This window comes from Marivirga harenae (assembly GCF_030534335.1).
Taxonomy (GTDB): domain Bacteria; phylum Bacteroidota; class Bacteroidia; order Cytophagales; family Cyclobacteriaceae; genus Marivirga; species Marivirga harenae.
This window is the reverse complement of sequence record NZ_CP130565.1, coordinates 447,508-462,702: the sequence shown is the minus strand read 5'-3', so window position 1 is coordinate 462,702 and position 15,195 is coordinate 447,508. Positions and strand designations below refer to the sequence as shown.

The window sequence follows — 15,195 nt, the reverse complement described above, 5'->3', positions numbered from 1 at the left end:
CACTTACGATGAAAAAAGGAAATAAATTATATAGCATATTTAATTACAAATGCCCTAGATGTCATGAGGGTGATTTATTTGAGTCTAAGACTTACGACATCAAGAATTTCCAGAAAATGCCTAAGCATTGCTCACACTGCGGATTAAGGTATATGTCTGAGCCTTCCTTTTTTGATGGAGCTATGTACATCAGCTATGCCATGCAAGTAGCTTTGATTATTACAGTATTCGTAGCCTTAAATGTCTTAGGATTTGCACAACTGTGGCTTATTATTACATTATCTGTATCCTTATCCTTATTGATGATACCTCTGACTTTCCGTTTATCTCGTTCGGCCTACATTAACCTTTTTGTAAAATATGATCCCGAAAAAAGATCCGAATTTGAGTAATCTCTTTTTGTTTAATTTATTTTCATAATAAGTTAAACATAATTTGCATTTCTTTGTTTTCTCCAATAATGAATGTATTGGTGCAGAATTTATAAACAGACAAAGATGAAAAAGAGAGATATAATACTATTTATTGGAATTATAGTAGCCTCGATTATTGGGACGAGGTCTTTCGCAAACACTGAGGAAAACTCTTCTCAAGACAAAAAATATCCCAGGAAAGAAAATAGTATTATTGAATCAATCAAGGGTAATCCAGAATTGTCAGTGCTTGATGGAAAGCAAATGGTCAAAGTGAATAAATAATTTTAATGATCCCTGCCAGTAGCCTCCCAAATGTTGCCAGAAAATATTTAGCAGAATTATATGTATGGGGAAAATAGAGATCGGTAGTCCATCTGATAAGCTCTCCTATAATTCCTGAAAATTAAGTGTTGAAGAGTCGACCGGAAAAGCTAAATTAAAAATGCTTCAGGGCAATCTTGTTTCAATATCGATAATAAAGAAATGAAGGTTGAGAAAGCAGTTGTTCAAGAAATAAAGGATGAGTCGGTTGATTTTATCATATATAAAGTGGACAGCTTAGTAAAGCGCTTGTAAGTAAAAGCCAATAAGCAAAATAAAAGAGCCAATGAAATCAATCAATGGCTCTTTCTGTTCAAAAAGACTTTTAATTAAGCAATATTGGTATAAACAGCTTGCACGTCATCATCCTCCTCAATTTTATCAATCAATTTTTCAATATCGGCCATTTGCTCTTCATCAAACTCTACTGAATCATTAGCAAATCTTTTTAAAGAAGCATTTTTGACGTCAATATTGAGTTCTTCAAGTTTCTTAGATAGATTTCCAAACTCTTTATAATCTCCATAGACATAGAGTTTACCATCATTTTCTTCAATTTCTTCCATCCCAGCGTCAATCAATTCCAATTCCAATTCTTCTATATCCATCTCTTCTGCTTTTTCAAATTCGAAAACTGCAGTTCTAGAGAACATGAATTCTAATGAACCATTCGGGACCAAATTGGCACCTACTTTGTCTTTATTAAAGTAGGATTTGATGTTGGCTACTGTTCTGTTGTTGTTATCAGTGGCACATTCAATGAATATAAGGACACCATGCGGGCCTTTTCCTTCAAAAGTGACTTCAACGTAATTTTCCGCTTCAGAACTTGAAGCCCTTTTAATAGCTGCCTCAATATTGTCTTTCGGCATATTCTGGGCTTTGGCATTCTGAATGGCAGTTCTCAGAGAGGCATTCATTTCTGGGTCAGGTCCACCTTCTTTGGCTGCCATGGTAATGGTCTTGCCTAATCTTGGAAATAAGCGGGACATTTTATCCCATCTCTTTTCTTTTGCTGCTCTGCGGTATTCAAATGCTCTTCCCATTTTATTCTAATTTCTTTTGCTGCAAAAATATAAAGAAGACAGTAAGATTCCGCAATCTGAAAGTAGTTTTATCTTGTTCATCCATAAAAATCTCATAATGCATTCTAAATTGATAATTTTCACCTCATTAGATGACTTAAGTCAGTAATTCTCAAATCTCTGTATTTTAGTTTTGTACAGTCAATTAATTAGAGATTTCATGAGCAGTTTAAGCACTAAATACAACAAAGCCATTCCCAGATATACAAGTTATCCCACTGTTCCACATTGGAAATTGAAAAGCCCCAATATGGATGAATGGTTAAAGGAAGTAAAAAGCGTCTATTTTTCTCAACAGGAAAAGAGTCTCAGTATCTATATTCATTTACCATTTTGTGAAAGCCTTTGTACTTATTGTGGATGCAATAAAAGAATCACTAAAAACCATAGTGTAGAGGAACAGTATATTGAGTCATTATTATCAGAATGGAAGACTTACATTAATGCTATAGAAGAAAAGCCCGTAATTCGAAACTTACACCTTGGTGGTGGAACGCCAACATTTTTTTCTTCAAAGAACCTTCATCGGCTGTTAGCTTCGATCTTAGGAACATCTGAAATACATCCTCAAAAGGCATTTAGTTTTGAAGGTCATCCGAATAATACCACTTATGAACAACTGAAAACTTTGACTGATTTGGGATTTGATCGGGTTTCATATGGGGTGCAGGACTTTAATTTAAAGGTGCAAAAAGCCATCCATCGAATACAACCTATTGAAAATGTTAGGAAAAGTACTCAATGGGCGAGAGAACTTGGCTTTGATTCCGTCAATTATGATTTAATTTATGGTTTGCCTTTTCAGACTTTAGAAAATATTGAAGAAAATATTGAAAAAGTCAAAGAATTTAAACCTGAGCGAATCGCATTGTATAGCTACGCTCATGTGCCGTGGAAAAGTAAAGCCCAAAGAGGCTATGGAGATGAGGATTTGCCAAAGCCAGAGGAGAAGTTAGCGATGTATCTTCGAGCAAAGGCTATGCTGAATGAAATGGGGTACATAAATATAGGAATGGATCATTACGCTTTGCCTGAAGATGAATTGACAATCGCAAAAGAAGATGGTTATTTGAACCGGAATTTTATGGGTTATACAACTGATCAAAATCAAATGATGATTGGATTGGGATGCTCAGCTATCAGTTGCACAGGTACAGCATTTGTTCAAAATGAGAAAGTAGTTGAAAGGTATCAAACCGCAGTTTTAAAGAAGGAACTCCCTTTAATTATTGGACATTATTTAACCAATGAAGAAAAGACCTCAGCCAGACTGATTAATCAACTGATTTGCAATGGAAAAGCTGATTTTAGCATAAATAATTTTTCTATGGAATTATGGGAAGACGCTAAATTGGAATTAGAGGAAATGCAAAATGATGGATTATTAGAGGTGGACGACTATTTCTTAAAAGTAACGGAAAAAGGAATGCTGTTTGTCAGAAATGTTTGCAGTCTCTTTGATCCGAAATTGAAACAAAGGTCCGATAAGCCACAGTTTAGTCAGAGTATTTGATTTTGTTTAGATACGAGGTTAGAATAAAGCAGATACTTGGATTGCTTATATTCAAACATTCTCCTGTGCTTCATCCCTGCGCAGGCAGGGATCATGTATTATTGAAACGAAGTTTCAATAGTATTGTCAAAGAAGATAATAATCTATAATCTGTAACTGAAATAGATGACTCAGGCTTTTTTTTAGGTATTTTAATCAAGATTAAAATCAGTAGATTCCCGCCTTCGCGAGGATGACGCACGGATTTTTTGTCTAGGAAGAACTGAATGTTTTCACATTGAATAAATTATTAAAATATCAAAAACTGTGACACAATTTTGTCCGTCTAAACACAAAAAGGATCCTATGCCAAAAAAAGATATTATCCAAAAAGAAGACATTCAATTACTAGTCGATAGCTTCTATGAAAAGGTATTGAAAGACGAGACCATAGGTTATATCTTCACTGATGTGGCTAAACTGAACGTCCCTGAACACATGCCGATCATGTACGATTTCTGGTCATCCGTTTTGTTGGGAACTACCGAATATAAACGCAACCCGATGGATAAGCATTTTGCGTTAAATGAGAAGGAGCCTCTGACGAAAAAGCATTTCGACAGATGGTTAAAACTTTGGTTTGACACCGTTGATGAGCTATTTGAGGGTGAAATTGCAAAAGAAGCCAAAAATCGAGCCTCCACCATCGGTAGATTGATGCTTTTTAAAATGGAGCAGGCAAGGACTTAAACAATTACGGCTGAATATCAGTTGTTTAAGTATGAAAAAATTGATATTTCCTTTAAGCCTCGTTACCTTTCTACTATTTTTTTACATAGTATCTATAGCTTTTAATTTCCCTTATCCTTTAATAGCGGCTATTTTTAGTATATCTCCCGTAGCTGTGATCTGGATGGTTTATAAAGTGTTGAGAGATGGGGAACACAGCGGAAAAACTTTTGAAAAGCACTTTTATGAGTTTGAATGATTGACAGCCAAAGGCTGATTGATTTTAACCACAAAGTCACAAAGAACACAAATAAAATAATCAAGATTATTTTTTACTGAAATTTTTAAAGGAATATATTGGAGTATTCTTATTTAGTGGATTAGAATTAATCCGACCACTTCCGAGGACTCGGAAAAGCGGGTGGGAGGAAAGTTTAGCGGGCCTGTCTGCCACAGGCAGGCCTGCTTGTGCAGACAAGCCAGCGTTGGCCTTGAGGGGAGAAGCGTTAAACTTTCTTGATTTTCTGAATCTTTTTTATCAAGAAAAAAGATTGGAAGAATGGTTTAAAGAATAAATATTAAAATTACTAAAATACTCATGCCATAAATCATCTCATCTTCTGACTCGCCCTTTCCTGTATCCTCTGTTGCACACTAATCCCCATAATTTTACTCTCCAACCAAGCAATAATGTCAAAGTAGATAAATGATCTTTTTTCATAGCGGATATTTTGAAGTGGCTCTAGGTTTTTTAGCAGTTTTTTAAATTCAGGAATCAGCTCTTCTTCTCTAAATTCACCAGCTAGTTTTCTTAAAAATTTCAATATATACTTCTGAAAAAGATGTAGCTCTCCTTTTTTCAATAGAAAGCGATAAGTAGAGCGGATGTAGTAATCTATTACCTCCATATTACCGAGTTCATAATGGGCAATCAAACTTAAGATTCTAGAAAATGAATGTATATCTTCTCTCAAATCGGTTTTTTCATCTTGCTGAACTCGGTTTAACCACTCCAGGGCCTTGTGAAATTGACTGTCACCAAAGTATAAACAGGCAATTTTATAGAAAAGAATTACCCTAGAGTGTTCATCTGAACGCTGAATAAATGCCTCTAATTCAGGGCTCAATTTTTTCAATAGCTTAACGCCTAAGTTGAATTTTCCCAGCATGAATATTCTATTGAATTCATGCACGTAAACATATTTGATCAGCCTGTTTCGAATATTTTCATTGACCGATTTCTGCATCTCTTCATTTAACTTGTGCAAGCGCTGACGTGATTGGAGGAAGTTCTGATACTGAAATAATTTATACTCTGCTATCATTACCTGATTGATAGCACTCAGATAATCATTCATTTGATTACTTTTTAGATCGGGATGTTGGTCATATAGGTGTAGCCATTTTAAAGCAAACTGATAACCCAACTCCATGTCTTCTATGAAGTAGTAGTAATTGACATATAATCTATATAGACTCAGCTTTTCATGAATTGATAAAGTTGCTTCGTTATGATCGGGTAAACCTTTATAAAACAATCCTTGGATTTCCTGAAAATGTTGGTCATTACGGATGTAGCCTGTTTTTACATAAATGGCATTCAATTTAACTGCTAAATTAGTGAATTGATTGATCAAATTGATTTTACTATTGGCATCTTCCACTTCGGAAATTACCCTTTGCACCGATTGGCTGTATTGGCTTCCTACACTTTGGTTGAGCAAGTTCTTCTCCCATTTTAAGAGCTCTAGTTTCAATTCCAGATTCCCAGTTTTAGCTACTTTTTTGTAGGCCTTTCTCAAAATATCAAAGGCTTGCCTGAAAAGCCCTCTGTTATAAAGTAGCTGAACATAATCAATCATCTCTCGAATATGGATTTCAGTATTTTTCGCACTCTCAAACTGCCTCAGTGACTGTAATATTTTCTGAGTTAAGTGCGCCTTCATATTCGAAATCTGGGAAGCTTTTATGAAAGTGATTTCTTCTACATCAGAAGCATTCTCTATTTGATCTAAGAAGTCAAAAAGCTGCATGTATTTAGACTTTGACTCATTCTGCTGCTGGGAAAGCAATCGGAAATATCGCTTTTCACTCCGGCTGAGAGATTTAATTAGGTCAAATAAATAGTCAGATGAGTGCTTAGCCATCGTAATTATAGGTTGTCAAATAATAATGAAAAGCGTTTTTCACATATAAATGTGATCAATAGAAATCGTAATTACAAAAATAATTGGCATTACAGGAGTTTTTGCATCCTCCTACCTTAGTTCCATCAAAAACATAAAATCACTAAACAGATAATCATTTATGGCACGTAGGATAGCAATTTTTGATACGACCTTGAGAGACGGTGAACAGGTGCCCGGTTGTGGCTTAACTAAGCATCAAAAGCTTAAGATTGCCAAAGAATTAGAGGCACTAGGAGTGGATGTTATAGAATCTGGCTTCCCCATATCTTCACCCGGAGACTTTGAGTCAGTTCGTCTCTTAGCCAAAGAAATCAAAAACTCTTCGATTTGCGCATTATCACGTGCTGTAAAAAATGATATTGAAACTGCTGCTCGCGCTTTGGAAGGAGCAACACGACCACGAATCCATACAGGTTTGGGAACTTCCGACCAACATGTATTTACAAAACTAAATTTTACAAGAGAGCAAGTGCTAGAGAAGGCGCACGAATGCGTAACTCACGCCCGTTCTTTTGTTGATGAAGTCGAATTCTATGCCGAAGATGCTGGAAGAACTTCTAATGAGTTTTTAGCTCAGGTAATAGAAGTTGCTGTAGCAGCTGGAGCAAAAGTGGTTAATATTCCTGACACTACGGGTTTTTGCCTTCCAGAAGAATATGGAGCAAAAATCAAGTACTTGATAGATAATGTCCACGGTATTGAAAATGCTACTATTTCTGCTCATTGTCATAATGACTTGGGCTTGGCAACAGCTAATAGCATTGCAGCCATCAAAAATGGTGCTGGTCAAATCGAATGTACTATTAATGGAATTGGTGAAAGAGCAGGGAATACTTCTTTGGAGGAAGTCGTCATGGTCATGAAAAAGCATCCTGAACTGGCTTTGGATACTGGGATTAATACACAATTGCTGTTTCCAATAAGTCAGATGGTCGCAGAAACTATGTGTATGCCTGTACAAGCTAATAAAGCAGTAGTGGGATCAAATGCCTTTTCTCATTCTTCGGGTATTCATCAGGATGGAGTAATTAAAAACCGTGACAATTATGAAATCATAGACCCTTATGAAGTTGGAGTCAATAAATCAAGCATCATTCTGACGGCAAGAAGCGGAAGAGCAGCATTGAATTTCAGATTAATTGAGTTGGGTGTGCATTTAGGAAAGGAAGAATTAGAAGAGACTTATCAGCAATTTTGTGAATTAGCAGATCGCATCAATGTAGTAGAGGATAAAGATTTAAAACATTTAGTAAAAGACCACCAAGTGGTAGTAAAATAAATTTCAGCTAAAGCAATGTCAGCAAAAACATTATTTGATAAAATTTGGGATAAACACGTGGTGCATTCTGTGGAGGATGGGCCACAAGTTCTGTATATTGATAGGCATTTTATCCATGAAGTGACCAGTCCGCAGGCTTTTGCAGGTTTGAAAGAAAGGGGCATTCCTGTTTTTAGACCTGAGCAAACCATTGCAACTGCAGATCATAATGTACCAACAGAAAATCAACATTTACCTATCAAAGATGCACTATCCCGTCATCAAGTGGAAACATTAATCAAAAATTGTGATGAATTCGGGGTGGAATTATACGGTTTAGGTCATCCCTATCAAGGGATAGTGCATGTGATAGGCCCTGAATTGGGTATAACTCAGCCGGGCATGACCATAGTTTGCGGAGATAGCCATACTTCTACTCATGGTGCTTTCGGAAATATAGCCTTCGGAATTGGAACCAGTGAAGTAGAACAAGTGATGGCGACCCAGTGCGTACTGCAGAAAAAGCCTAAAACATTAAAAATTCAAGTAGACGGTCAGCTGAATCCCGGGGTAGTTTCAAAAGATATCGTTTTACATATCATCTCACAACTCACTGCAGCAGGAGGAACAGGTCATTTTATTGAATTTTGTGGTTCTACCATTGAAAAACTATCAATGGAAGCCCGCATGACGATTTGCAATATGAGTATCGAAATGGGTGCCAGAGGAGGCCTAATTGCTCCCGATGAAACTACTTTTGAGTACCTAAAATCAAAACCCTTTACGGCTAAAGGTGAAAAATGGAAGAGAAAAGTAGCCGAATGGAAAGAATTGAAATCTGACAAAGACGCTCAATTTGATCTAGAATATTATTTCAAGGCAGAAGACATAGAGCCAATGATCACCTATGGCACTAATCCAGGAATGGGAATTGGCATCACCAATGATATTCCACTTCCAAATGGAAAAACCACTTCCGGTCTTGAAAAATCACTGAAATACATGGATTTGGAAGGTGGAAAGCAGTTACTAGGTCATCATGTGGATTACGTTTTCATCGGAAGCTGCACCAACAGTAGAATTGAAGATTTGCGTTTAGTAGCTGAATTAGTAAAAGGAAAGAAAAAAGCAGATCATGTCCAGGCTATGATAGTGCCGGGCTCAAGACAAGTTGAGAAACAAGCCAGAGCCGAAGGTTTAGATAAAATATTAGAGGAGGCAGGTTTTGAATTACGACAACCGGGTTGCTCTGCTTGCTTAGGTATGAACGAAGATAAAGTACCGAAAGGAAAATATTGTGTCAGCACATCGAATAGAAATTTTGAAGGGAGACAGGGGCAAGGCGCCAGAACCCTATTGGCTAGTCCACTGACTGCAGCCGCAGCTGCACTTTCAGGTAAAATTTCGGATGTGAGAGAATTATTGAAAATAGAAGCATAACAGATTATGGAAAAGTTCAACACATTAAATAGTCGTGCGGTATTGCTTCCTTTTGAGGATGTAGATACCGACCAGATTATTCCCGCTCGTTTCCTGAAATCCGTCAGCCGCGAAGGGTTCGGTGAGAACCTCTTCCGCGACTGGCGGTATTTAGAAGATGGTTCGCCCAATCCTGAATTTGTATTGAATCAGGAAGGTAATAAAGGGGAAATTCTGGTGGCAGGAAGGAACTTCGGTTGTGGATCCAGCAGGGAACATGCAGCTTGGGCACTAGTGGATTATGGATTTAAAGCAGTGGTATCTAGCTTTTTTGCTGATATTTTTAAAAATAATGCACTGAATAATGGTCTTTTGCCAGTTCAAGTGACAGACGATTTCTTAGCGCAAGTCTTTCAAATTCTAAAAAATAGAGCAGAAGCCAAATTGCAAATTGATTTAAATGAGCAAGAAATTAGCTTAGTGGGTTCATCATTAACAGAGAGCTTTGAAATCAATTCCTACAAAAAATATTGCCTACAAAATGGCTTTGATGATATAGATTTTCTATTGAATAAAAAGAATGAAATTGAAGCTTACGAGCAATCAATAGCTTAAAATTAGTAAAAGCATGAACAAGAAAATTGCAATTTTAGCCGGAGACGGAATTGGTCCTGAAGTGACAGCTGAGGCAGTAAAAAGCCTGGATGCGATAGCAGAAGCTTTTGGTCATCAATTTGAATATAGCGAAGCCCTAATTGGAGCTGCAGCAATTGATGCTACAGGAAGTCCTTTTCCGGAAGCAACGGAAGAGAGTTGTAAGTCAGCGGATGCTATTTTATTTGGTGCTATTGGTGATCCGAAATATGATGATGACCCTCACTCAAAAGTGCGTCCGGAGCAAGGTCTTTTGAAAATGCGCAAAAACTTAGGTCTTTTTGCTAATGTCCGTCCAGTTAGTAGTTATGATGCCTTATTACCCATATCTCCTTTGAAAGAACATATCATTGAAGGAACTGACTTCGTGGTTTTTAGAGAATTAACGGGTGGGATTTACTTTGGTGAGCCAAGAGGACGTTCCGAAGATGGAAATACTGCTTTCGATTCTTGTGTTTATTCCAAAACTGAAATTGAAAGAATTGCGCATTTGGCTTTTAAGGCTGCAGAAAATAGAAGAAAAAAAGTCACATTGGTTGATAAAGCTAATGTTTTGGCTACTTCTCGTCTTTGGAGGGAAACAGTTAAAGAACTAGCAACACAATATCCATCAGTTGATTTAGACTTTATGTTTGTGGACAACGCAGCCATGAAAATTATTCAGAATCCTAAAGATTTTGATGTAGTGTTAACAGAAAATATGTTCGGAGATATTATTACCGATGAAGCATCTGTTATTTCAGGTTCTTTGGGCTTATTACCATCTGCTTCTTTAGGAACGAAAAGCAGCTTGTTCGAACCTATTCATGGTTCTTATCCGCAAGCAGCAGGAAAAGGAATTGCAAATCCATTGGGTGCCATATTGTCTGCAGCTATGTTGCTGGAATATGCTTTTGAGATGTTTGAAGAAAGTAATGCTATTAAAGAATCGGTTGCTAAATCGCTGGAAGAAGGATATGCTACTGAAGACATCCAAAAGGAAAATCCAAAGAGCACCCAAGAAGTAGGTGATTTTGTGGTAAAACAAATTAAAAAGCTGGTAACAGTTAATGCGTAATGAGAGAATTCGAAATCATAAATATTGTCATTATTACCATCAGCGTCATTTTTTTCAAAATGGCAAGATGAGCTTTTATCTAAATTGAAAAGATAGAAAGCCATCTTGCTCAAACAGGATGGCTTTTTCTTTATAAAGAACTTGCCCTGGTTTGTGTCTTCACAAACCAGAAAAAGCCTGTGAAGACACAGGCTTCGGTACACATTACGAATTAAAGAAGCTGATACTATTAAGATATCTATAAACCCATATGCTATGTATTACAATAATAAAACTCTGGTATTCCATAATGGCGATTGGCAATATGCCGAAGATGCCAAAACAAGTTTGTACGGTCAAACCTTGCACTATGGAAATGGTGTGTTTGAAGGTATTCGCGCTTATAAAAATGATGTGGGATTCAACATTTTCAAAGCCCATGAACACTATGAGCGATTGCATAAATCAGCAGATTTAATGCATATCAAAATACCTTATTCTGTGGAGGAACTGGTGTCAATAACTTATGAATTGTTGGATAGAAATAATTTGACAGATGCATATATCCGTCCTTTGGTTTACTTGGGAGCTAATATGGCACTGCAGCCAACCGATGAAGTACATGTGTTCATCTGTGCATGGAAGTGGGAAAAGTATTTGGGGCATGATCCGATAAAAGCTAAAATATCATCTTATCAGCGTATTCATCCAGCATCACAGCATGTGGAAGCGAAAGTGGTAGGACATTATACCAATTCAATCTTAGCCACCACAGAAGCCAAAAAATTAGGATATGATGAGGCCATATTGTTGGATTTTTCAGGACATGTATCAGAAGGCTCAGGTGCAAATATTTTCATTGAGAAAAATGGTGAATTATTCACGCCTTCCAGAGGGACTATTTTGCCAGGAATTACACGTCAAACTGTATTGGAATTGTGTAAAGAGCATGGCATAAAAGTAACCGAAAAGCCAATTTCTAAATCCCAACTTCTGGAAGCAGATACGGCATTTTTTAGTGGGACAGCCGCGGAAATAGCCCCTATAGCGCAAGTTAATGATACAGTTTTTCCATTGGCTTGGGAAGATTCTATTGGTCAAAGTCTCTATCATATTTATCGTCAAAAAGTATTGTTTAACGATTTACAAAATCAAACCATCATATAATGGCAAAAGAATTAAATCCATACAGTAAAGCTGTAACGCAGGACCCTACCCAACCTGCAGCTCAAGCCATGTTGCATGCCATTGGTTTATCTGATGAAGATTTGGAGAAGCCGCAAATTGGCATTGCTAGCACTGGTTTTGAAGGCAATCCATGCAATATGCATTTGAATGATTTGGCGGTGGAGGTCAAAAAGAGCATAAAATCTTACGACTGGGTCGGACTGATTTTCAATACAATTGGGGTTAGCGATGGTATTTCTATGGGCACTAACGGCATGCGTTATTCTTTGCCCTCCAGAGACATCATAGCTGATTCCATGGAAACGGTAGTGAATGCACAAGCTTATGATGCTATGATTGCCATCACGGGTTGTGATAAAAATATGCCCGGAGCATTAATTGCTATGGGTAGATTGAATCGGCCTTCACTGATTATTTATGGAGGAACTATTGCGCCTGGTTGTCATAATGGCGAAAAACTGGATGTAGTTTCTGCTTTTGAAGCATTGGGTAAGAAACAAGCCAATACTATTTCTGAAGAAGACTTTAAAGGAGTAGTAGCTAATGCCTGTCCGGGCCCTGGAGCTTGTGGAGGCATGTACACGGCCAATACCATGGCTTCAGCTATTGAAGCTTTAGGACTATGCTTGCCATATGGAGCATCAAATCCTGCTCAAAGTGAAGAGAAGAAGATGGAATGTGCAGACGCTGGTTTAGCGATTAAAAAATTAATTGAAAATGATTTAAAGCCAAGAGATATAGTCACCAAAAAGTCATTTGAAAATGCCATACGGTTGATTACAGTTTTGGGCGGATCGACCAATGCGGTATTACATTTGTTGGCTGTTGCCAATGCTTTTGAAATCGATTTAACATTGGAAGATTTCGCTCAAATCAGTTTAGAAACCCCTTATCTGGCGGATTTGAAGCCTTCTGGTAAATACCTGATGGAAGATCTTCATAAAAGTGGTGGGATTCCTGCAGTGATGAAAATGATGTTGGAGGAAGGGCTTCTTCACGGAGATTGCATGACTATAACAGGTAAAACTTTAGCTGAAAATTATAAAGATGTTCAAGGTTTAGGAGAGCAGCAAGACATCATTCATTCAGTGAAAAATCCTATCAAAAGCTCAGGCCACCTCAGGATTTTGAAAGGTAATTTAGCACCTGAAGGAGCTGTAGCTAAGATTACAGGAAAGGAAGGTGAGATTTTTGAAGGAAACGCAAGAGTTTACGATGGAGAATTTTTAGCTAATGCAGGAATAGCTAATGGAGAAATACAAGAAGGCGATGTAGTGGTAATCCGCTATGAGGGCCCGAAAGGTGGACCTGGTATGCCAGAAATGCTAAAACCAACAGCCGCCATTATGGGAGCAGGCTTAGGAAATAAAGTAGCACTCATTACAGACGGTAGATTCTCGGGAGGAACTCATGGTTTTGTGGTAGGACATATCAGCCCTGAGGCCTTTGACGATGGACCACTAGCTTTTGTAGAAGATGGAGACCGCATTAGAATTGATGCGATAGAAAACTCCATCAGTGTTTTGATAGATGAAAATGAATGGGCTGGACGTTTAAGAGGCAATCCAGAAAAGCCGGCCAGAAAACTTAGCGGGAGCTTGAAGAAATATTCCAAGCTGGTATCATCAGCATCTTTGGGATGTATAACCGATTTATAATATGAAAATAGTAGCCACGAAATCACAAAAAACCAAAATAAGCATGAGCGGTGCAGCGGCATTGGTGAATTGCCTTATCCGTGAAGGAGTAGAAACACTTTTCGGCTATCCCGGTGGTGCCATTATGCCTGTTTATGATGCTTTATTTGACCAAAAAGAAAAGATAAAACATATCATGACTCGTCATGAACAAGGGGCTACCCATGCTGCTCAAGGTTTTGCAAGAGTTTCGGGTAAAGTAGGGGTTTGTTTGGCTACTTCCGGGCCGGGAGCCACCAATTTAATCACAGGCTTGGCCGATGCGCAGTTGGATTCTACGCCTTTGGTTTGCATAACAGGACAAGTCCCTGGCAAAATGATAGGTTCTGATGCTTTTCAGGAAACCGATATTGTAAGTATATCTATGGCGGTTACCAAATGGAATATTCAGGTGACTAAAGCTAAGGATATACCTGCTGCTGTAGCAAAAGCATTTTACATTGCCCGAAGTGGAAAACCTGGGCCTGTTTTGGTAGATATCACTAAAGATGCTCAGTTTGAAAAAGCGGAGTTTGAGAACTATGAAACTTGCGATCAAATAAGGAGCTATGTGCCCAATCCTAAATTAAACGAAGAGGCATTAGATCAAGCAGCTGCACTGATCAATTCTGCTAGGAAGCCATTGATTCTTTTCGGACATGGAGTCCTTTTATCTAATGCAAAAAAGGAGTTTGAAGATTTTGTAGAAAAAACAGGCATTCCTGCAGCCTGGACTATCATGGGCTTATCTGCGTTGCCGACTTCTCATCCATTAAATGTAGGTATGCTGGGAATGCACGGAAATTACGCTCCCAATATTCTGACCAATGAATGTGATGTATTGATTGCAGTGGGAATGCGCTTTGACGACAGAGTTACGGGTGATGTAAGTAGATATGCAAAGCAAGCCAAGGTCATTCATTTAGAAATCGATCCAGCTGAAATTAATAAAAATGTGGAGGCAGATGTACCTGTTTTGGGGAACTGCAAGGAGTCATTAAAAGCACTTTTGGACAAAGTTAATGAGAACCAACATGATCAATGGCTAGCAAGATTTAATGAACTCAATGCACAAGAGGATGAAAAAGTAATTAAAGATGAATTAAATCCTCGAGCAGATGAGCCAATGAGTATGGGTGAAGTGATTAAGCATATTTCCCATATTTCAAGAGGTAATGCGATTATTGTGACCGATGTAGGACAGCATCAGATGGTAGCTCAGCGCTATTATGAGTATGCTAATTGGAAAAGCAATGTTACTTCAGGCGGATTGGGCACTATGGGTTTTGCACTTCCGGCAGCCATTGGGGCAAAATTTGCGGCTCCACACCGTCAAGTAATTGCCGTGATTGGAGATGGTGGTTTTCAAATGACCATACAGGAGTTGGGCGTGATTTTCGAAACCAAAGTGGATGTTAAAATTCTATTATTGAATAATGAATATCTGGGAATGGTAAGGCAATGGCAAGATATGTTTTTTGAAAAGCGCTACTCCTCTGTGGATATGGTCAATCCCGATTTCCAAATGATAGCAAAAGGCTATGGAATTGAATCGGAAAAAGTAACAGAAAGAGAGAAATTGGAAGACAGTATTCATAGTTTTTTATCTCATGAGGGAAGCTGCCTATTGGAAGTAATGGTAGGGAAGGAAAATAATATTTTCCCTATGATTCCAACTGGGGCGTCAGTTTCAGAGATTAGACTGGAATGAAATAAAGAACCTAGAAACAAG

Annotated in this window: 14 protein-coding genes; 12 read left to right on the top strand and 2 right to left on the bottom strand. The window is 37.9% G+C overall.

Features of this window, described 5'->3' with window-relative positions; translation table 11 throughout:
* The first annotated feature begins 8 nt into the window (after window positions 1–8).
* Complete coding sequence (locus Q3Y49_RS02020; RefSeq protein WP_303270549.1) at window positions 9–392, top strand: DUF983 domain-containing protein; 384 nt, start codon at window positions 9–11, stop codon at window positions 390–392.
* 105 nt (window positions 393–497) lie between these two features.
* Entirely contained in the window at window positions 498–698 is a 201-nt protein-coding gene (locus Q3Y49_RS02015; RefSeq protein ID WP_303270548.1) for a hypothetical protein, read from the top strand.
* Between the two features lie 368 nt (window positions 699–1,066).
* Here the strand turns inward: Q3Y49_RS02015 and Q3Y49_RS02010 are convergent, their stop codons facing one another.
* On the bottom strand, window positions 1,067–1,783 hold the full coding sequence (locus tag Q3Y49_RS02010) for a YebC/PmpR family DNA-binding transcriptional regulator (protein WP_303270547.1): 717 nt from the start codon (window positions 1,781–1,783) through the stop codon (window positions 1,067–1,069).
* Between the two features lie 199 nt (window positions 1,784–1,982).
* Between Q3Y49_RS02010 and hemN the strand changes: the two genes are divergently transcribed.
* The 3 genes from hemN (at window position 1,983) to Q3Y49_RS01995 (ending at window position 4,302) form a co-directional block, all read left to right on the top strand.
* The gene (gene hemN, locus Q3Y49_RS02005) at window positions 1,983–3,335 is read left to right on the top strand and encodes an oxygen-independent coproporphyrinogen III oxidase (RefSeq protein ID WP_303270546.1); all 1,353 of its coding nucleotides are present in this window, start codon (window positions 1,983–1,985) and stop codon (window positions 3,333–3,335) included.
* 345 nt (window positions 3,336–3,680) lie between these two features.
* Window positions 3,681–4,064 (top strand): group III truncated hemoglobin, encoded by a 384-nt coding sequence (locus Q3Y49_RS02000; protein ID WP_303270545.1) that lies wholly within the window; start codon window positions 3,681–3,683, stop codon window positions 4,062–4,064.
* A gap of 31 nt (window positions 4,065–4,095) precedes the next feature.
* The gene (locus Q3Y49_RS01995) at window positions 4,096–4,302 is read left to right on the top strand and encodes a hypothetical protein (RefSeq protein WP_303270544.1); all 207 of its coding nucleotides are present in this window, start codon (window positions 4,096–4,098) and stop codon (window positions 4,300–4,302) included.
* Window positions 4,303–4,651: 349 nt separating this feature from the next.
* Here the strand turns inward: Q3Y49_RS01995 and Q3Y49_RS01990 are convergent, their stop codons facing one another.
* A complete protein-coding gene (locus Q3Y49_RS01990; RefSeq protein WP_303270543.1) occupies window positions 4,652–6,190 on the bottom strand; it encodes a hypothetical protein in 1,539 nt (512 codons plus the stop codon).
* 160 nt (window positions 6,191–6,350) lie between these two features.
* Here Q3Y49_RS01990 and Q3Y49_RS01985 point away from each other — a divergent pair, with 160 nt between their 5' ends.
* From Q3Y49_RS01985 to ilvB, 7 genes are all read left to right on the top strand, one after another.
* Window positions 6,351–7,511, top strand: coding sequence for a 2-isopropylmalate synthase (locus Q3Y49_RS01985; RefSeq protein ID WP_303270542.1), 1,161 nt, complete (start codon window positions 6,351–6,353; stop codon window positions 7,509–7,511).
* Between the two features lie 15 nt (window positions 7,512–7,526).
* Entirely contained in the window at window positions 7,527–8,930 is a 1,404-nt protein-coding gene (gene leuC, locus Q3Y49_RS01980) for a 3-isopropylmalate dehydratase large subunit (RefSeq protein ID WP_303270541.1), read from the top strand.
* 6 nt (window positions 8,931–8,936) lie between these two features.
* On the top strand, window positions 8,937–9,524 hold the full coding sequence (gene leuD, locus Q3Y49_RS01975; protein ID WP_303270540.1) for a 3-isopropylmalate dehydratase small subunit: 588 nt from the start codon (window positions 8,937–8,939) through the stop codon (window positions 9,522–9,524).
* Window positions 9,525–9,537: 13 nt separating this feature from the next.
* The gene (leuB, locus tag Q3Y49_RS01970; RefSeq protein ID WP_303270539.1) at window positions 9,538–10,620 is read left to right on the top strand and encodes a 3-isopropylmalate dehydrogenase; all 1,083 of its coding nucleotides are present in this window, start codon (window positions 9,538–9,540) and stop codon (window positions 10,618–10,620) included.
* 255 nt (window positions 10,621–10,875) lie between these two features.
* Window positions 10,876–11,766, top strand: coding sequence for a branched-chain amino acid transaminase (locus Q3Y49_RS01965; RefSeq protein ID WP_303270538.1), 891 nt, complete (start codon window positions 10,876–10,878; stop codon window positions 11,764–11,766).
* Window positions 11,766–13,445 (top strand): dihydroxy-acid dehydratase, encoded by a 1,680-nt coding sequence (gene ilvD / locus Q3Y49_RS01960; RefSeq protein ID WP_303270537.1) that lies wholly within the window; start codon window positions 11,766–11,768, stop codon window positions 13,443–13,445. Before Q3Y49_RS01965 ends, ilvD begins: the two co-directional genes overlap by 1 nt.
* A 1-nt stretch (window position 13,446) precedes the next feature.
* Window positions 13,447–15,174, top strand: a complete 1,728-nt coding sequence (gene ilvB, locus Q3Y49_RS01955; protein ID WP_303270536.1) for a biosynthetic-type acetolactate synthase large subunit — start codon at window positions 13,447–13,449, stop codon at window positions 15,172–15,174.
* Window positions 15,175–15,195 lie beyond the last annotated feature (21 nt).